This window comes from Planctomycetaceae bacterium, from assembly GCA_041398825.1.
Taxonomy (GTDB): Bacteria; Planctomycetota; Planctomycetia; order Planctomycetales; family Planctomycetaceae; genus F1-80-MAGs062.
The window spans coordinates 1-20497 of sequence record JAWKTX010000024.1 but is presented as its reverse complement, the minus strand read 5'-3'; the positions used below and the strand labels follow the sequence as shown (position 1 = coordinate 20497).

Sequence of the window (20497 nt, the reverse complement as noted above, 5' to 3'; positions counted from 1 at the left end):
CGTTTAGAATTGCCAACGCTGCGCAGACGTGAACCGCAGACTACAGTTTCCGGAGCGTTGAATGTACTCCCGGGCAGCGGGCATCTGAATTTCATCAGGAAAACGGAGCAATCTGTAGCACATGAAACGAACAAACGACAAACTGCACCAACGATCAGAAATTTCGTGAATGAACAGATGTCGCTTGTGTGTTCCTTTCGACAGATGGCTTCCGATGCCCGGCCGCACTGCAAAGCTGACCCCGCTCACGTGTTGCATGTGAGCGCCGATTGATGACTGAAGCCGTGGAAAACCGGGAGTAGTTATGACGAATGATTTCAACGAACAGCATATCAGTCGCATTGAGACGATGTGGTCCATGGTTCGATCAGCTCAGTCACCGGACGCTTCCCATTCGAAATCGGCGCGACAGCAGATGCTGGATCGATATGGTGCGGCCATCAAACGTTATCTGATGGGGGCAACGCGAAACGAAGATCTCGCAGACGACTTGTTTCAGGAGTTCGCGGTGCGATTTCTGACGGGAAAATACGACAGCGCTGATGCAGAACGTGGTCGCTTTCGCAGCTTTCTGAAGACGATCCTGTTTCGCCTTGTTGCCGAACATCACCGCCGAAAAGGGCGAGACAAGCTCGTCGCTCTGGGCAGCCAGATGCCCGATGCTGCAGACGAACAAACGAGTAATACCGACAGTGATTCAGACTTCAACAAGGTCTGGAGTGAAGAGCTGCTGAAGAAGGCCTGGTCGGCTCTGGCTCAGCTTGAAGAACGCACCGGTCGCCCGCTGTTCAGTTTGATGCAGTTGAAGGTTGAAAATCCGGACATGAAGTCCCCGGAAATTGCCGAGGCGATTTCAATCAGGACGGGGAAACCAATCAGCACAGGAAATGCACGGGTCCTTCTGCACCGCGCTCGAGACCAGTTTGCTGACCTGCTGGTCGATGAGGTGCAGCAATCACTTGACAACTGCAGCCTGGAACGCCTTGCAGACGAGCTTCGGGATCTGAATCTGTATGCTTATTGCAAGCCGGCGATTGAGCGAAGAAGCGGATCGGGTGAATCCACTGAAGCACAGGATTGACACTGCATCGAGATTGGATCAGGACTGTACTGAACACCGAAACGATGGCTGGCTTCTGGCAAGAGAATACCCCGGACTAATACGTCGCTCGTGTTGTCGATCCCGGCTGTTGCATTGATTGGGTCGTTCCATTGGTTCCCGGTGTAAGACGGGGCGAAGAACCTCCGGTGGCGGGGATCACGGGCGGCTGTTGTCCGGGTGTTGTTGTCCAGACAGCAGGCTGCACTGGATTCTGTGAGTACTGCCCCGGGATCTGTGTTGTGTGACCTGCATTGGCGGGATTGAATCCGGCAGGCTGCACGCCACCAGACGGCACCGCGCCTGGCTGCAAACCACCAGGTGGCTGCAAGGCATTATTCAATGGCTGATACCCGGCCGGCAGTTGCATACCGTTCTGGAAACCACCTGCCGGCGATTGCTGTACCACGGGTCCGTGTGTTTCTGGAAAGGCGCGTATCTGCGTAATGATTTGCTTATCCTGTGGAACCTGTTGACCATCGGGCAGCGTGATCATCATGTTGACGAACCGGGTCACGGTGACATCAAGCGGCAGGCCCGTCGAACGATCGACAGTGCATTTGCCCATACTGTGTCCGCCACTGATTTTCAGCATCGATTTGTCCGACGTCGGCAGACTCTCGCCGGAAGCAATGCGTCCCGTGATTTCGATTTCTGCCGTTTCGGAATTCAAATCGACCAGGCGATACGTTGACGTCACGTACACCGGTGCGGGCTGCATCAACCGTGTTTCACGCGTCCACACATCGCCCCTGGCAACGCGAGTGGCCGCACTGGCATCCACGCTGGTGTCGTACGGAAGCAACCCGATGCTGTCATCCACAAAGTTGGCAACCCCGTCGTCGCCAAAGCGATTCGAGATTTCAGAAAGCATCGCCTGTCGCCGTTCGACGGGAACATTTTGCACACAGCGTTCCAGAAACTCCTGATAGCCAACCAGTTCGCGAATCTTGTTATCGCGCCCCAGCCAGAAAGAAAACCCATTATTCACCATGCCGGCATATGGTTCGGCGTCGCGGGGGTAGCCTGACTGATGAATTGCGGAATCGTATTCGAGACGACTTCCATTGATATCGTGCGAATAGTTCACTCGCGAGTATCGTACGCCCATCAGCACGGCATCGGCCCGAACCTGCTCAACGGTAATGGCCAGTGTGAGTTCCAGCTTTGTATGCGCTGTTGCAGGGAACTGCTCAGACTTCTGGATGAGATGTTGTTCCACAGTCTTGATGAGCGGAAATCGGTCCCCCTGCTGCAATCGCAGCTCCAGTCGTTCGCCATGGCCATTCTGCACGGGCGGCGCTGCACCCGCAGAACTGACCGTCGAATGAATTCCTGACCCGCGATTGCCTGATCCGGCAGAAGCGGGACCGGGATCCGGGCCGGAAAGATCAGCGCCGTCGCCAGTCTCCATGCCGTCGCCGTTCGGAAAATCGGCCAGAAGGTCATTCATCAATTGCTCGTCAGGAGCTGCCGACTGAACTTCGTCGCCCGTTCCACATCCGGCAATCACCAACACCAACGTGCACGCCACAGGAAGTAATGCGGCGTTTGAACAGCGAAACCGGACGTCTGAAGGGTAATTCAGGCTCATGACCACCAATCCTTTGAGTCAATGCACTGCCAGCGCAGAATTCGCGCGAACCGTACCACGAAGGTGCCGTACGGGTAAAGATGGTTCCCGCTCGCCAGCTTCCGTGCGGCCGCCGTGCCTCGGATTTCTGATGAAACGCCCTGAATTTATTGCAGCGGGCTCAGGCCGGATTCCCGTTTGCCTGAAAACGAAATGACCAGTCTGGGCAAAAATGACGCCACGCATGATGCGGCAGAATTGCCGATGGGCCGGAAGATATTTGCCCGCAAATTTCCGAATAGCAGTGCTCTGGTCGTCAATCACAGCAGGCAACTGAAGAGCGTTGCTGATGGATTTCCCGTTAAGCATAGTTCGCGGCATGTTGGCACGGGAATTGCCATCTTCACGCATCAGAACCTGTCTTGCTCTTCCATACGGCCTGAGAATCGTCGTGCGGTACTCTCCTTTTATTCCATTCCTTCAGCCCACTGTTCGCTCGAACCAGTGGATGCTGCAATGGATCAAGGCTGCGAACACGGGTACGTGTACTTCGCCAGCAGGCGAACGCTGCTTTCGTACATCTTTGTCGTCAGCTTCATCATCATCAGGCCGTGAGACTCCTGCCGGATGTCGAGTCCACTCGGTCCCTTCAACTTCGCGGGACCCGGAGAATGTGAGAGACCGTCAGCGATTCCCGTTCAGAAGTCTCTTCTGGTTGTCTGAACGATCGGTCACCGACAGGTACCAGCGAGTTAAACTTTGTATTCTCCACGGCAGTCTTTTCCACAACAGCAGACGGTTGCTGTCGGTGAACCCGGTGTTCAGGGACTGAAACAACAGGTATCACGAAGACCGTCATCCCGGCCGTTTACCCCGCCACTTTCGGATTCAGCAAAGTCGACAGACAGGATTTCAACCATGCCAGCCGTGAATAGTATGCAGGAAAAAGAACAGACAGCGGCGTACGATTCGGCCTGTATTCAGAAATCCGTCATCGACGGGGCAGCCTTTCTTCCATCGCAGGGGCCCATCACGGCGTTCACATTTCTGAACCCGCTGCAGGGACTGGAAGATTTAACATTTGACGAAGCGTTGCGGCAGGTCCCGGAGATTTTTGGATGTCAGCCTTATTTGTCTGAAGTGCAATATCGGCGCATGCTGAAGCAGGGCCGTATTTCCACGGAAGATCTTTGTGATGTCCTTCTGCACGAACTGAGCTACACCGCATCCGAACACGTGGCCGGTCTTGTTTCCCGTGTTGACTTCCGGGTCAGTTTGCTGCTGAATCCAATGTCTTCCGGAAGTGAAAACGAGCTGGACTGGTTACTGGCTGAAACGGACGTGCTGCGAGCCTTTCGGGCGGAAGCCAGCGAAGGCAGTCGCAAACAAATGGTGACAGAATCCCGTCAATGGATTGCTGGTTCAACACAGGAGCCAGCAGATCCGTTGCTGCGGAATGCTCTGAGTCGTGCGAGAACGGCGGAAGTCGATGACCCGATCTGGGAGGAAGTCGCCCTGCGACTGACCTGGCACTACTGCAATCAGGGAGTTCAGGAAGTGCCAATGGTACTTCCGTCTACTCCGCAGAGTATTCGTCATCGGGATCAGCTTCTGCAACAGACGTCGATTGATCCGGATGAACTTGTCAACGAGGTTCTGGTTCGATTCTGTTCGCTTTACCTGGATCAGGGCTACGCGCAATGGCGCTTGCCGGATCGGGACAAAGGATTTCTGGGCGCATTCTGCTGCCTTTATCAGGAATCGTATTCACATCTTGCTGACTGGATGGAGTTGCTTCCCGCCGAACTGAAACGTCTTCAGGAAGAATGCAAATCGCCTGAAGAATGGATCGCGGATTCGCTGACAAAACTGGGCGTTGACCTGGAAGAGATGCCCGATTTTATCCGCGCGACTCTGCTGGCCCTGCGAGGCTGGGCCGGCATGATATGGCAGACCGAAGTTCGCCCCGATCGCGTCTACATTCCGTCGCCACCGGGAACGTTACTGGAATTCGTCGCGGTTCGATTGCTGCTGGATCGGCTGGCCGCCGAATTTGTTGCCAGAGAGGAACTGCAGTACAGCGGCCCGGTGAGCGGTCTTCGCGAACGGTTGCCTTTGTGTACGATTCATCAGTACGAAGAAAGCCAGCGCCAGTGCGCCTATCGCCTGTTTCAGTGTGCTCAGATCAATGGCTGGGGCCCTTCTACCCTGTCATCATTGAAGAGATCCCAGTGGAAACAACTCATTCAGGAACTGGCAGAATTCTCGAATCACGAACGGCGACGAATTTTTCATATCGCATTTGAACGTCGATATGCACGTAATGCCCTGGATGCTATTGCTGCTCGCGTTTCGCGTCCTCGCATCAAACCAGAGCAGCCGGTTCTGCAGGTGGCCTGCTGTATTGATGCCCGTGAAGAATCGTTTCGTCGCTACATGGAAGAGGTTTGCCCGGACGTCGAAACCTTCGGTGCACCGGGTTTCTATGGCATCCCAATGTATTTCCGCGGCCTTGGTGATGCACACTATACCGCGCTGTGTCCAATCGTGGTGATGCCCCGATTCTGGCTGGCCGAAGAACCCGTCTACTCAATGGAAGAAATCGCCCGGGCAAAAGCAAAGGCTCGCCGCATTCTTGGCCGCGCCACGCACCTGATTCTGGAAGAAACCAACCGATCACTGGGCGGTGCATTTGTTTCCGCTCTTCTTGGACCGCTGGCTACGGTGCCTCTTCTTGGTTACACCGTTTTTCCTGGCAAGACGGCGAGACTGAACACCGCGGCCAGACACTTTGTCGCGCCACCTCAGGTGACACGACTTCGGCTGGAACGGCCGGAGGGTGTTGCTCCTGGACCCAATGACGATCAGATTGGTTTTACCGTCACTGAAATGGCGCAGCTGGGTGGTAAGCTATTGCGGGATATCGGCCTGACCAGCAACTTCGCACCCATCGTGCTGTTCCTGGGACATGGCTCTGCCTGCCTGAACAATCCGCACAAATCCGCCTACCATTGCGGTGCCTGTTCTGGTGGCGCGGGGGGACCCAATGCCCGCGCACTTGCGGCCATGCTGAACGATCCTCGCGTACGACGGATCCTGAACGCGCAGGGTCTGCAGATTCCGGAAGAGACGTGGTTTCTTGGTGGAGCTCACAACACAGGCACAGATGAGATCACATTCTTCGATCTCGAACTATTACCGTCGTGGCATGTGCAACGGATGCAGCGAATTCGTGAAATCCTTCAGAAGACTTGTGAGCTCAACGCACAGGAACGCTGTCGCCGCTTCGAATCTGCCAGTATTGATATTCCCGCCGCTGCGGCGATGGTTCACGTTCAGGATCGATCAAGCAATCTGGCTGAAACTCGACCGGAATACGGAAACTGTACAAACGCGATGTGTGTCGTCGCGCGGCGTGAACGAATCCGCGGCTTGTTTCTTGATCGACGCTCGTTCCTTCAATCCTATGATCCGACGCAGGATGATGAAGAAAGCAGCGTGCTGGCGGGCATTCTGAGCGCTGTGATTCCGGTTTGCGAAGGCATCAATCTGCTCTACACATTCTCCGCCATCGACTCACAGGGCTGGGGAGCTGGTTCGAAACTTCCCCATAACGCAACATCGATGCTGGGCGTGATGGATGGTGCATTCAGCGACCTGCGAACAGGCTTGCCATGGCAGGGTGTTGACATTCACGAACCCATGCGACTGTTGTTTGTCATCGAAACAACGCCCGAGCGAATGCTGGGCATCATGAATCGTAACGAAACCATTGATCGGATTTGCCGGGGAGGCTGGGTGCAACTTGCCGTACTGGATCCCGCTTCTTCTGAAATCCATTATTTCTCCGGAGGACGATTTCTGAAGTACGAGCCCCGATCGGCCGAAATTGCGACCGTTCATCATTCTTCCGACTGGTGCCGAGGATCTCGCGACCATTTGCCGTTCGCGATCATCGATGGCTACGTGGATTCTGAGTCTACCTGAAGAAATCCAGCAGTTTTCAAAGCTTCGACGGTGGCCCGTTTACGAGCATCGTCTGCTGACTCAACCGTGCGAACTGCCGCTCTGCCAAAGCAGCCTCATTCCTGCAGCCACCGATCGGCTCGGCCCCGAATCGGCTGCGAACGTGGGCCGTACAGTCGCGGGCCGGACCGCTGCGCGGGGTGCTCGCTGACCTCGTTTCGCTGCTGGTTGGCTGTAATCGCCGTCGGCCCTGTTCTCTGAACCTTCTCGCTGAACCTGAGCACTGGAACGGACAAGCCAGTTCTGAAGTCGTGAGGCAAAGGGACGCTTGATGCTGCGTTTTGCTCCTTCATTCCCAATCTGACAGGATTTCTTTGTAACAGTTCCAATCTCTCGACAAATGAGCGTTTGAGAAGGCAATCGACCTTCTGACGACTGCCAAACGATCATTCGAAGGTTCGAGAGATGAAAACGACAAAGCGACTTTCAAATTTCTTCCGCAATCGCTCCCGCAGAACTCGCCGTCAACAGACGCATTTTCGATTGCCTGCACTGGAACGTCTCGAATCTCGCGAGCTGCTTGCGGCTGCGATGGGGTGGGAAGGCGACATTCTGCAGATTACTGGTTCTGAAGGCCAGGACTTTATTGCGGTCCAGCAGGATGAGCTGGGGACGAGGGTTTTTACTGAAGATGCTGTGTTTACGGAATATGAAGGCCGGTCACTGGACTCAGCGGCTTCCATCGTCGTCTCCGGTCGGGGTGGCAACGATATACTTTTTAGTTATCAGACGGATCTGCCCGTCAGCCTGAGCGGTGACGACGGCAACGATTTTCTTTATTCCAACGCTGCGAACGATGTGCTGGACGGTGGACCTGGGTTGAACTGGATCCAGACCGAGGACGCTCGGGTCACGAGTGATGATGCCTTTGGTATCTCCGGCCTTGATTTGATCATCACTCCGGAATTCAACGCAGACGGACGTATTGGCCTGCATGTTGATGCCTTCGGCGACTTCAATATCGCAGGTCATGCTGTTGCGGTTTCCGGGGATGCAACTGTGACGGCAGACGGTGTCGCTGTGGAAGTGACGGGAGCTGTTGCGAATTGGGACGACGCTTTCGATATCGAAGGTCTGGATCTGGGCAGCACGAGCCTGACCCTGCGTGCTGGTACGGATGTGAACGATGGCGATGGATATCGAGTTGATGTGCAGTCTCAACTGAATCTCACCGGCGCGGACATCAATATTCGTGGGTCTGTTGACGTTCGGCAGGAACTGACCACGGCTGCGTTTGTCGGGACGGTCGCTGACTGGGATGACGCCTTCGGAGTTGACGGACTTCATTTGACCGACAGCCAGACGAGTATCACCGCACACACGGACCACCAGGGAGACTTTGGTTTTGAGATCGATGTACTGGGGGCACTGCATGTTGAAGACACGGCGATTGATGTTTCCGGCAGAGTCAACATGGCGCCGGATCAGATTGATGCTGTGTTCAGCGGATCAATCGCCAGCTGGGATGATGCCTTTGGAATCGAGGGTCTGGATCTGAAAGACAGCGAGGTCAACGTAGTCACTTTTTCTGACCGTGACGAGCACTCCGAGCTGCGGATCGATCTTTCGGCAGAGATGCTCGTGGATGATGTCGAGATTGATGTTTCCGGCAGCGTCCAGGTGACTCCGGAGATGATCGATGCGGTCTTCGATGGTTCGGTCGCCGACTGGAATGATGCTTTCGGAATTGCCGGACTTGACCTCCTGGACAGCGAACTTGCGATTGCGGCGTTTTCTGACCGTCAGAATATCAATGATCTGCAAATCGACCTGAATGGTGATCTGAACATCCACGGTACTAAAGCCCGTGTCGAAGGTTCTCTGGACATTGACCCGGAACGGGTTGAGGGAATTCTGACAGGAACCGTGGCTGCAAACTGGGCGAACGCGTTCGGTATCACCGGTCTTACGCTGGCGGACACTCAGCTGAGAGTCAATGCTCTGCACGACAGGAACAATGGCAATCGCCTGAGTTTCGACCTCGCCGCCAACATGGATGTCTCTGGCATCGATGTTGCCGTTACGGGAGAAGTGGAACTTAATGAAAGCAGCGTCAGCGGTTCGCTGACGGGTGTAATTGCCGGAACATGGAGCAACGCGTTCGGAATTGCACCACTGCATCTGCATGATACCACGATCAATGTCAGTGGAACCAGTACGTCGGCCGGATCGAACCTGTCCGTGGGTGTTTCGGCGGGCATGAATGTACTCGGCATGGACCTGGGTGTCTCCGGCATTGTCGAAGTCACACCCGATGAAGTCCGGACAACACTCACCGGTCTGGTTTCCGGCGAATGGATGGACGCCTTCGGAATTCCAGGGCTGGATCTGCGAAACACTGCCCTGACGATTGATGGTGACTCCGCCTCCACTGGTCTCGATATTGATCTGGATACCGACCTCAAACTGTTCGGTAGTTACGTCGACATGATCGGCGAACTGGATCTTGGCCCTGCAGGAGTCGACGTGAGTTTTTCCCCTCCTGGCTCGCTGGCATTTACAAACCTTCTGGGCATTGATGGCTTCACTCTGGACGACGCAGATCTGACCGTCACAGCTGGCCTCGACGGACTTGAAGTTGCGATCAGTTCTTCCATCGACATGGGCAATCTTGATGTCGATCTCGAAGGTGTGTTCCTGGTAAGTCGAACAGGTGTGAGGGCGGATTTAACCGGGCGGGTGGCTGAGTGGGACAATGCCTTCGAAGTTCCGGGTCTGAACCTGAATGATGTTGTACTAACGCTTGGCGCTGAATCAGGTGATCATGGGGCCAGCATGTTCATTGGTGTTGGGGCAGGCATTGAAATCGGACGGTCGGAACTTCAGATCGCTGGTCTTGTCGGCTTTGGAAGCACAGGCTGGGAAGTCGCGTTTCGAGGCAGCATTGATTCGCTGACCGGAGACGACCTTATTGACTTCGCCAATACGATGAATCAGGCGGCTGACCCCAATGCCGCAGCCATTCCGGATGGTTCGCTCGGCGATTTTGAGCTGCGAGCTGCTTACATCAACTTTGCTCCACATGGCGGAAACGCAGAACTGGGCATCGAAGACGGCTTCGGCATTGGAGCCGCCTTTTACAACGACGGCAAGCTGATCGGAAGCGGTGAGTTCATTGTCGATCTGGCAAATGGTGTATTTGAAGCGGGTCTCCAAGTACCGGAAATGCACCTGGGCCCCGTTGAGCTCAATGATGTCTCTGTGGATATCCGGCTCGCCCCAACCAATTCCTGGTATCGCGTTGCTGGCCAGGCACAACTGATGGGTGCGAATGTCGCACTGGACGGAACAATCTCATCCAACAGTTTTTCGCTTCAGGGGAGTGCGGCTGTTGATCTTGCAGGACTGTCGGCTTCAGTTCAGTTTATTGTGGATCAAAACGGCGTTCGCTTTGTGGCGACATCTGGTGGGGGGGCCATCAATGCCGTCAAGGATAGTCTGACAAGCGGCATCCGAGCAGTGGCCAATACGGCACAAGCGGCGATTGATACAGCCCAGGCAGGAGTTGATCTGGCAAAGAAAGGCGTAGCGAATCTGGAAGCGGATCTGGCAGAAGCTCGAGCAGAAGCTCAGAAGACCGTGGACAAAATCAAGGCTGATATCAACAGTGCGAAATCTGTCGTCGACAGTGCTCTGGCAAGCAGGAATTACTGGGGCAATCAAAAATCAGTTCGGTATACCGCATGGCGAAAAGCAGTCAGCGCAACAAATGATGCGAAATGGTATGACAAGCCATACTACAAGGCGATTGAAATCTCCCGGTACTCCAGCTACGTCTACTCAGTCGGTCGCTATTCAACCCAGGTCGTCGTCTACAACGCTGCTAAGGTAACCTACAACGCCATTCGCGAAGCAGCTGGCTGGGCTCTGGACGCAGCAGGAGTGGAAGCCAGTCCCAATGTTGTGCGGCTGAAAGCTCTGCTGGCAGCAGCCAACCTGGCCGTTGATACCGCCGAAATGGTTCTGGATGGTGTCGAACGTGCCAACGCTGGTGTCCTGCAGGCTCTGAATACAATCGACAGCGTCAGAGTGACTCGCATCACCATAGCAGGCAACGTCTCTGACTTCAGAAATTCCGGTCTGAAAGTGACCCTCGATTACAGTGTCGGAGATCAAACTCGCCAGCTGTCGCTGGATGCTTCTGCCGATAACCTTGTTGAACAACTGGGCAAAGAGTTACTGGCCGCTATTGTGTAGGTCCTGCTGTGTAGGTCCTGCAGGGAAGCTGTCGCAGAACGATCCAGAAACCCACAACACAAAGCCTTAAAGACCCTCGACCATCAGTTTGTCGAGGGTCTTTTGATTGGTATGTCGACCGAATTCGCCGCTCGTGCGGGTCGCTAAATCGCCGGCCGCAAGTTGCAAGGCAGTTCTGAACATCCGGTTTTCAACTTGTCAGCCCGGGCCATTCTGAAAAGGCAAGATCGGTGAGGCGGTCGACATCGTTGAATCGGCCCGAATCAGGGTTGCTGGTATTCTGAAGGTTCGTGCTCACATCCACAGCTTCATAGTCAGCCGATCGTTCGAACCCGGGTCGCCCGTGAAAAACAATGGCATCGTCACGATCACGGCTGAAACGAGCGGACGCCCTGCCGCGTGTGGTACCGTTGATCGTCGCTTCCTTTGCAGCAGGCGTTGCAACCGGGTTCGTCAGCTGTGTCAGCAACCAGTTCTCCTGAGTGCCGTCTTGTGAATTCTCAAGATCACTGATCTGAAAATCCAGCGGGGCTGACCAGATCCGTCGCCGAGCTGAACCCAATTGAAACCGTCTTCAGCAAGTTCAAGTGGATTATTGGAAGCACGAAGAAACGACCATCGACGCCCGCTGGGATGCACGCGGAAAAGTCCGTGCACACTTCTCTGAAGACGAATGCTGACCATACTTCCGACATTGCGGCTACCTCTTACACTCCCATCGCCCGGTCTTACCAGAGCACCGCCGATTTCGAACCTCCTGAAGACTCCGCCACCATCGCGAAAGTCAATTTGGCGGAAGCTTTTGAAAACTGCTCTACGAATTGTCAGTAGACACCCTGAAAGACGGAAAACACAGCAACACCACACAGGTGCACCTCAATACCCCCTTGTTCTAAGTGATCTGAAATTCTTAGACTTATTTAAAATAAACTCTAGGGCAGTATTGAATAAGCCGCCCTACATACTACATACTTAGATCTGCATAGTATGAGATTTTGAGCACAGCCTGTGCCTGTCTGATCGACTGGCGTGGTTGGGCACCCTCCATCCGATTCTTCCCCCGCAACTTTGTTTCACAAATTCAAACGAAATGAGGAGTCTGGTAATGAGACGAATCCTGGTGTTCTCTGTCGCATTGTCCGTATGTGCAGTCATGAGTTTCGAAATGGGGCAGGCCAACGCACAGCTCACGCCGTCTCCTGATCCTATAGGATCAGGAGACACGGGAACAGGAACGGGAACGGGAACGGGAACAGGAACGGGAACGGGAACAGGAACAGGAGGAACGGGAACAGGAACGGAACAGGAACGGGAACAGGAACAGAGGAACGGAACGGAACGGAACGGAACAGGAACGAACAGGAACAGAACAGGACAGAACAGGAACAGACAGGAACAGGAACGGGGACAGGAACGGGAACAGGAACAGGAACAGGAACGGGAACAGGAACAGGAACGGGAACAGGAGATGTGGTTGCCAAACGAAATTTCTATCGCCTGCAGGAATGTTAGCAGTCGGCCCGGAGTTCGAGGCAAATCTGCTCTCCAGCGTTGTAAGACCTGATGGTAGAGTGGCCGAACCTGCCGAGGATGAATGGTCCGGGTTCGATGAGCTTTATAGGATTGCCGATGCGAGTGCGATGAAACTTTCACCGACCTCGGGACAAATTCGCGCTCATGCGAAGCAGGATTTCGAGCTCTATGGTGGTTTTTTCGAGGATTCGTTTCCTGCAGGTCACGTCAATCCCTACGTACAAATTACGGGAGAGTTTGAATTCAAGACCAATGGTCCACCGCAAATTGATGTTGGCATTATGCTGAGTGGCAATGTGCTTGCGACGGGCTCTGTGAGTATCACTGGTTCCCTGACGGCGGCAGACTTAATTTTTTATCACGCTGATTGCAGCGCATCAGCCACAGCGCATGTTTCAGTAGCACATCCATTGCAGGGTTGCACAGGAGGCGATCAGGAGATAGATGAAGCGGCTGTGCTCTCAGGAAGCGTCAACACTGAGTCACTGACAAGTGGTTCGGTGAGCATCACAGCGGGTGGCTCCACTAAGACTGTCTCTAAAGAAAAAGGTGAGGGTGAGACGAACAATGGTGTGACTGTGGGAGTGATGAATCAGGTGACACTGTCGGATTCTGCCTTCAGTGCGAGCGCGGGCCTGACGGACACAATGGTGATCAGTGGGTCAACTGATACATCGAGTGTTCGGATCCCCGTATCCATTGTAGTGACTACAACGGGTGCCGGTACGGCCAGTGATGCATTCTCGACTGGCTCGGCGACAGCTTTGGTTAACGTCGTCTGGAGTGGTGATGCATGGCCATGTGCGATGCCCGATCCCAGTGCCCTCACTGGCGGCCCATGAGGGACACACAGATCGAATCAAGGGGCAGTTTTTTTGCGCATCGGTCGTTGTCTCCGGGTCTTCTCTGGACACTCTGCGAACAAGAATGTTAGATGGTTTCTCTGATCGATGTTCCAGTTTGGCCATTATCCACGACGATTACCGGATTCGACCACTTTGAGAACGATCAAAGCGAAACGCCCCTCAGTTTCTTTCAAGTAAGGCCTGGCAGGTGGAGGGGCTATCAGAAAGGGGCAGTCCCACCATGAGTCGAATAGGATTGCTCCGAACAAGACTTGTCGTCAAGTTGGGGTAGCCTCTCAAGAGCTTAAGCAAATGCCGTTGCTGTCAATTTTGCGAGTCACAGGTGACATATGAGAAACTGCTTGACCCTCATCGTAATGTCTGCATTCGGAATCGCCCTTTTCCTGGCAGGATGCCTTTACGTTTCCGCTCAGTCTCGCCGAGAAACTGTCCCGACAACTCCAGCAATTGATACCTCGGACGTTTCTCCGGAACTGTACCAGGAACTTCTTTCTTACGAAGAAGAACGCAGAGAGGTAACCGATTTCCTGGTCGCCCCTGCCGAGTTGATTCAGCAAAGCCTGAATGGAAAGGAGGTACTCTGCTATGACCAGAACTAACCTCAGTCACAGGCTTGTGGCGAAATTACTTTGTGTGCTGTTAGTTTCGATTGCCAATTCATCATCAAATCTGTTCGCGTTTACGAACCAGGTGGATGGAGGTGAGGCGGATGGCTCTGGTATTGAAGCGGTCTATTGCTTCAATATCAACATTCGATCCATGGATCAGAATAATGTGATCTACGTAACGTACTTAGTCTCTGCAGATGAATGGGCTACACATATAGACTGGGGGACTGAATTTATCAATGGGATGTTTGCTCCATCGATTACCTCGACAATGATCCACAAGACTGCTGAGAAGATCGAGTTTCAGTCACCATTCAATAACACACGTGCTGAGTTCCTGCTTGCAGAAGAGTCCTCGCGGAACGCGTACAACTCTCAACAGTATAATCTGACCGAGATCAGGCATTCTCTTCGCGAATCGCTTGCCTGGCGAATTCCAAAGCATATCGACCAACAGATTCTTGATATTCCGGACGACAGTTCTGATGTCATCCGCTCGAGTTACTCCGCAATTGGCCTCAAGAATACCGTGGAAATAAGTGCCGGAAATGGCAAAGTCGCACAGGTTCACCAGTCTTCGGTTCCGAGGTGGGAACGCATTCACAGCAATTTTCAAGAGTTCACTGTGGCTGGCCAGCGTCGTTTGGCGTCAAGTGAGTGTGTTATCTCACTTAATGAGCATCGGTTCACAAGATTCAACGATCCGATCTCTGCGATGTCGAATGATCGGAATCTTAGTGCCTCTGATGGAATTTGGCCGTTCCCGACGGGAGGGCGACACGTTAAGACTGAGTGGAAAGAACTGGATCAGATGCTTGTACCTGGAGAAATCAGGGTCACACTTGGTGATTCGGGCCACGGTATGTTGCTTCGAAATGCCCGTTTGGTGTCGTCTAAAGTGATTCCGAAATCTGAAGTCGAACGCAGAATCGGATTATTGAGTTCACGAACACCGGAATCACCAGTTGTGGCCAACTTTTCAAGGGACGTCGTACGCCGCCTTTGGATGACTTCTCCTCAACATTTGGATTCTGCGACCCGTGCGTCGGTCGAATCACTGAAATCCCGAAATCGATCCCTTCTCACCGAATCGTCAACGCTCGGTGACCATATTGGTGTACTTCGCTGCGAACTGCTCCTGGCGATTTCTTCAGACTCCACTAAGGATTTGTCTGAGGTTGGGAAGGCGTTGTCTGCCTATTTGGAGGCAATGGAAGAGTCCGCCGGGCCGGAGGGTCAAGTTGCAATGCTATTCAATATTCTTGAGATGGTGCGCGCCTGGAATCGCCGTGATCTGGAGCCACTTGTTATTTCGCATATGAACCGCATTCTGAAGACTGAGCCAGCTCAGCGCCAAATTGAGATCCTCTTCTACGCTCGACCAGCAACCGAGGTCGACGACCTGCATGCGTCCCAGCTTATCAAGGCTTTATCTTGTGCTCTTTTGGACGACGATGTTCAGGAATCTGTGATTCGAGGTGCATTAGCCATCGCCTCGCTTGAACTTCAAAAGTCATGTAAAGGCATTCTGTCGGATTCTTCAACGTCGTCGATTTCGGATTTGAACCAACGACGACAAAGACGGACAGACCTGCTCACTGAGTACTTAGAATTGCTGGATCAACTTGAAGAATCAGATTCAGCCAGTCTGCAGTATTCAGCGACGCGTCTACGTGAATTGACTGCGATCCTGCGCGGTGGAGGAGAACTGGGGAGCACCAAATAAAATGTTTGATTTGCACAAGAAATTACTCCGCGGAATCTCCTGTCTAGCCCTTGTCTTTGCAATGACTGGCTCAGTATTTGGCTTCTCGGATATTGTTCCGGTCAAGCCCAAAGTTGTGGTTGGCGCCATCTGCCACACGTTGTCACCTGCCGATATGAAATCGCTGATTAGCGAGCTGGAGGCAGAATATAAGACTCCACTCAGTAATTTCGGGGCCGACTTACATCGCTGGCTGGAGAGGCGGTTCGACGATCGGCTCCGAATCCCTTATCCCAAAGGACTAGCGGTCGTTGAGACGGGAAAAGGACTAGATCTCTGGCATTGCGAGCAGATATTTACGGTCGAGGCTGCCGCCGAAGTTGTCGATGACTTTGTGTCGCAGTGGAAGACCGTCGAACCCATTGAACGTCCGAATTTCGAAGTGGAGACTGCCAATCCTTCGCCAAACGTCTGGACAGTATCGTTGGTCAATCTGACGTGGATTCCGAAGTTCATCAAGACGACTGACAAGGAGAAGGCTGAAACCAGACAGCATGTGAAGACCGAATGGACAGCGACGCGCCGCGTTTCGCAGAATTATTGTTTTCGTTTCACAAACGGCTGGCTCTGGAGTTCCCACAGCAAGCAATTGCTAGATGCTGATGTGAAGGATCTGACTCCTGCACCTGTGAAAAATACCAAGGAGGGCGAGAGAAGGTTGATCGCTCAGCTCTGGTTTCACCCAGACTCACTGTCTGTGCAGTCGCGCAACAGGTTTCTTGGCGTGTTCAAAGCGTTTGTCTCCACAAATTCGCAACAGCGGGACAGTGAAACGTCAGAATCAGCTCATTCGCGACAGGTGTTGAACACTTGCAGGATGGCCGCAGTAAGTGCGTTGCTGAACGATGTTGAGTCAATCGATATACAGGTTTCACGTTCAACGGAGCGTATCTGGCTCTCTGGGCAAATCATCGCAAAGAAAGACTCCGATTTGTCCTTGTATCTCGCATCAATGATTCCGGAACGAAGACATTCGATTCCCGCATTCACAAATGAATCAGTAAGCGAATTCCGTTTGTGTGCCCGAATTCCTGGTGCAATGCTCGCCTTGTTCAAGCATGAGGACCACACCTCAGAAAACGCTGCGGTTGATGTCGTCGCAACCGGAAGCTTCAAGGCTGAATCACTGGAATCGCTGGCAGGCCATGTGACCGTGCAATGTGCTGATGCTTCCGGGGTGCTCTCTGCGTTGCTGGATGTCTTTCCCGCGCTTCGCGGGGCTGAACCTCGTCATCCCTTGCTTCGTAATGTCCCAGTGACAGTCTCCACCGACTTGAAATCTGATGATTCCTCGTTCAGAGTCTGCATCTCGGGACCGAAATCAACTGAGAGTGCTGTCACGAGTCTTGACGTACCATCGAAAAGCGAGCCTCGTGTGAAAAGTGAGGCATTCGTGGACTTCCAGATTGATGACAGCCTGTTTGATTCAATCGGCGAGCATGTACTGGTACCATCAACTGGCCAGAAAGAAACTTCAACCGAGCCGGAGAGCCAGAGTGATATCGCCGGTGACTGCCATGTTGAACGAGGTGGGATTTCTCTAAGCATTCATTGTACGAAGGCGGTTGCCAGACGCATTGTTGCGTCCGTACTCGTACAGGTACAGTAAAATGCGAATTCACAACAGAAGTGGGAAAAGGGTGCAACGTTGCAAGCTCTTGTCTCTCCGTAAGCTCTAATTGTCGCGAAAAGTCTATGCATCTGAACGCAGTCTCTTCGTAAGTCCCTGGTCTGCCTGAGGTGGTACAGGTTTCAAGGACAGGTCATTCTCTTATTTTGAGAGTTTGATGAGCTGTTCGAACTGAGCTGGCGACCTGTACTCGAGGCGGGAGTCGTCGTGGGGAAATTCGACACACGCCTGGCTCTTCTCGCACCCACAACACCACTGGACCATCGCTGAACGGAGAAAACTCGAACGACAAACCTGCTCAGACCATTAGAATGCTGTTCGCCAGGCGCTTACTTAAAACACGACAGGTTCCAGTCGTCCTGTCTGCCTGTCTGCCTGTCCCGGTTTTTCAAGGGACAGCTAAGATCGCTGACCAATGTACTCCAGTCGCCTGGCGACCAGAATGTGAATGACCACGCAGAGAAACACTTCGAGCCCCATCAGTCCAAGAGGCAGCAGGTATCTTGCGAAGATTTCGCCCATGTCACGCAGGACGAATGCAACCACCATGATGAACATCATGAACAGCATGGGAGCCGCAATCCACATAGCCGCAGCCGCAATCAGCATTCCGCCATAGCGAAGCAATGTCGACAGCAGCACACCCAGATGAACCGTCAGCAGGAACCACGTGAACAGGTGCAGGAACCACGGCTCGGTGAGTGCTTCGACAACATCACTCGCAGCGCCTGAATACACGGATGTCTGCAGCGTTAGTCCCAGCAGAAAACAGACAATCGACGGGATCGTGGTTGGCAGCAATCCGGCCAGCAGCGGATAGACAATCTGAGCTTTGCTGCGGGGCAGCATCAGCAAAGACCCGAGCGTTTGTTTGAAGACTTCGTCATTCAGCACGCGTCCATAGCTGCGAGCCACGTCGATGATGAGCATGACGACTCCGGTCAGCATCCATGTGATAGACAATCCCTCAGGCTCTAACCTTTCATCAAGGGAAATGGTAATCACCAGCACAAGAATGAACCCCAGAATGGGCATGGCAAAAAGCCGAAACAAGAACCAGGGCAATCCTCCGATGATGTAGTGCCACGACTTCCATGCGAGAGGCACTGCTGCTGCACGAGCCGACTTTAACTTACCAGTGCGACGCAATAAGAACCTGTGCCGGATGTCTGAACCGGCTCCCTGACCAATCGCCCGTGCGCTGCATCGATTAAAAAGCATCAGGCTCAGGAGAAAACAAGCGAGGCTCAGGACCAGATGAAAGCTCATCTGTGGCCGCCAGAACTGATCATTCTCGGTCAGCCCCGTGAATGTCGACAAGTTACTGATCATCGACCATTCCAGCGCGAACCCATTGAGATATTCGGTGAATCCAGCGGCCTGAGGATAGTTTCGAACCGTGAAAGCGTATGCCGTCAGAGTCAGCGCATAATGTCCAAACTCGATCATCAGCCAGGCCACCACAGACAACATCAAAGCTCGACGACCATCACTGGCGATCGTGCTGGACAACAACCCAATCTGACACAGCACCAGAGCGTAAAGAACGAGCGAAAGAATTGAGACGATCAGCCCCCGGGGAACAACACCGCCCATCGTTATGGACAGCACGATAAATGGGCACACCACCAGAATGAACAGCATGGCAATCGCTAGACGAGGTATGGACTTACCCAACAGCAGTGCAAAGGCCGACACACCTGTCATCCGGATCAGGGGAAGAGTCTCCTCTTCTTTTTCTTCTGTAATCGCAACAGAAAAGTAAAGCATGCCGACAACCGTCAGAAACCAGTAGATCGTCGACAGAATGGTTCCTGCAAAGGTCAACCCGGCCGCGCTCATTGACAGGGAGCGGGAAAGCTGAGACCCAAAGAGCATCAGAATGACCAGCGCCAGCAGCCCGCGCATGACGTGATGAGAGATCAATCGGGATTCCTGCCGAATCGATCTTGTCAGGAATGCTGTTGTGCGAACGAAGACGGCAGACATTCACTACTCTCCGCATTTGCATGCAGTTAAAAAGTTCTCGGCGGCGCGGCCCGGTCAGGATAATAGGCTGAACCCGTCCCGCAAGACGAGTCTGTTTGAGGAATTCAATCGCCCGGCCAGCAGAATCGGCGATGATGGCTCCGCCCCGATTTCTCCGCAGAATCACGCGTTCCACGTCGCCTCGATGCCGTGTCCTGTTTCTCTGAGCGTCCAGGTTTGTTATCCTCGATGCGGTTTCTTCTACGAGTCAGCCCATCCATCGGTCGAGTCCAGATATGCCATACAACTTCGATTCGGACGCTCCTGATTCCGTCGTTCGTCGTGATTTTCTGAAGTCCCTGTCGGCAGCGTCCATGGCTGCGATGGCCTGCTCTGCGCCGCGGACATTGCGGGGAGATGACCACATTGCTGCGGATCATCCGGCGGCCACGGCAGATGCATGCATCCTGATCTGGATGGGTGGTGGCATGGCAGCACCTGATACCTTCGACCCCAAGCGATTCGAACCGTTTCGCGACGGGTTGCCGGTCGCAGATATGCTGAGCACTTTTCCCGCCATCGACACAGCAGTCAGCGGTCTGCAGATCTGTGAAGGGCTGGAACACATCGCAAGCGTGATGGATCGAGCGACCCTCATTCGTTCAGCCGTTCAGGAAGACCTGGGCAGCATCCTGCATTCTCGCCATCAGTATCACTGGCATACCGGCTACGTACCCCCACAAACCGTTGCGTGTCCGCACATTGGTTCGTGGATGGCCAAAGTGCTGGGCCCGCGCAATCCTGTCATGCCTGCCTTCATCAACATTGGTCAACGACTGGAAGGTGTTGGCGAAAGTGAAGAACTCAAGGCGTTTACCACCGCAGGATTTTTCGGCAGTGAGTTCGGGCCGATGAACCTTCCGTTCCCGGAAGAGGCAGCGCAGTCGGTGCGACCACCGGGCAACATGACGGGCGATCGGTTTACGAATCGTCATCAGCTGTTTCGAAAACTGATCGACCGTAATCCGCAGCGAGAATACCTGAGCGACTATCAACAGGAATCGATGTTACGATCTCTGGACAATGCCTATCGCCTGCTGAGCAGCAAAGATAAGGATGCCTTCGACATCAGCCTCGAACCCGAAGCCAAACGAAAAATCTACGACAACAGTCGATTCGGCCGTGGCTGTTTGCTGGCAAGGCGGCTTGTGGAATCCGGTGCACGGTTTGTC

12 protein-coding genes are annotated in these 20497 nt (G+C 53.6%); 9 read left to right on the top strand and 3 right to left on the bottom strand.

What is annotated here, in order from left to right; all coding sequences use genetic code 11:
• Positions 1–304 precede the first annotated feature (304 nt).
• On the top strand, positions 305–1081 hold the full coding sequence (locus tag R3C20_25480) for a sigma-70 family RNA polymerase sigma factor (protein ID MEZ6043863.1): 777 nt from the start codon (positions 305–307) through the stop codon (positions 1079–1081).
• A 76-nt stretch (positions 1082–1157) separates the two neighbouring features.
• Here the strand turns inward: R3C20_25480 and R3C20_25475 are convergent, their stop codons facing one another.
• Positions 1158–2693 carry a DUF6263 family protein gene (locus R3C20_25475; protein MEZ6043862.1) on the bottom strand — a complete coding sequence of 512 codons (1536 nt, stop codon included), beginning with the start codon at positions 2691–2693 and terminating at the stop codon, positions 1158–1160.
• A 192-nt stretch (positions 2694–2885) separates the two neighbouring features.
• On the opposite strand from R3C20_25475, the gene R3C20_25470 reads away from it, so the two are divergent.
• From R3C20_25470 to R3C20_25460, 3 genes are all read left to right on the top strand, one after another.
• A complete protein-coding gene (locus R3C20_25470) occupies positions 2886–3287 on the top strand; it encodes a hypothetical protein (GenBank protein ID MEZ6043861.1) in 402 nt (133 codons plus the stop codon).
• 303 nt (positions 3288–3590) lie between these two features.
• Positions 3591–6659: a DUF2309 domain-containing protein gene (locus R3C20_25465; protein ID MEZ6043860.1), complete on the top strand. Its 3069-nt coding sequence runs from the start codon at positions 3591–3593 to the stop codon at positions 6657–6659.
• 444 nt (positions 6660–7103) lie between these two features.
• Complete coding sequence (locus tag R3C20_25460) at positions 7104–10895, top strand: hypothetical protein (protein MEZ6043859.1); 3792 nt, start codon at positions 7104–7106, stop codon at positions 10893–10895.
• 190 nt (positions 10896–11085) lie between these two features.
• On the opposite strand, the gene R3C20_25455 is transcribed toward R3C20_25460, so the two are convergent.
• On the bottom strand, positions 11086–11457 hold the full coding sequence (locus R3C20_25455) for a hypothetical protein (GenBank protein ID MEZ6043858.1): 372 nt from the start codon (positions 11455–11457) through the stop codon (positions 11086–11088).
• Positions 11458–12466: 1009 nt separating this feature from the next.
• On the opposite strand from R3C20_25455, the gene R3C20_25450 reads away from it, so the two are divergent.
• From R3C20_25450 to R3C20_25435, 4 genes are all read left to right on the top strand, one after another.
• A complete protein-coding gene (locus R3C20_25450) occupies positions 12467–13270 on the top strand; it encodes a hypothetical protein (protein MEZ6043857.1) in 804 nt (267 codons plus the stop codon).
• Between the two features lie 380 nt (positions 13271–13650).
• Positions 13651–13893, top strand: coding sequence for a hypothetical protein (locus R3C20_25445; protein ID MEZ6043856.1), 243 nt, complete (start codon positions 13651–13653; stop codon positions 13891–13893).
• Positions 13880–15628 (top strand): hypothetical protein, encoded by a 1749-nt coding sequence (locus tag R3C20_25440; GenBank protein MEZ6043855.1) that lies wholly within the window; start codon positions 13880–13882, stop codon positions 15626–15628. The genes R3C20_25445 and R3C20_25440 overlap by 14 nt, the downstream gene beginning before the upstream one ends.
• 61 nt (positions 15629–15689) lie before the next feature.
• Positions 15690–17276, top strand: a complete 1587-nt coding sequence (locus R3C20_25435; GenBank protein MEZ6043854.1) for a hypothetical protein — start codon at positions 15690–15692, stop codon at positions 17274–17276.
• Positions 17277–17696: 420 nt separating this feature from the next.
• Here R3C20_25435 and R3C20_25430 read toward each other — a convergent pair whose 3' ends face one another.
• Positions 17697–19286, bottom strand: a complete 1590-nt coding sequence (locus R3C20_25430) for a hypothetical protein (protein MEZ6043853.1) — start codon at positions 19284–19286, stop codon at positions 17697–17699.
• 275 nt (positions 19287–19561) lie between these two features.
• On the opposite strand from R3C20_25430, the gene R3C20_25425 reads away from it, so the two are divergent.
• Positions 19562–20497 (top strand): DUF1501 domain-containing protein (locus tag R3C20_25425; protein MEZ6043852.1); only part of this gene is annotated, 936 nt, incomplete at its 3' end.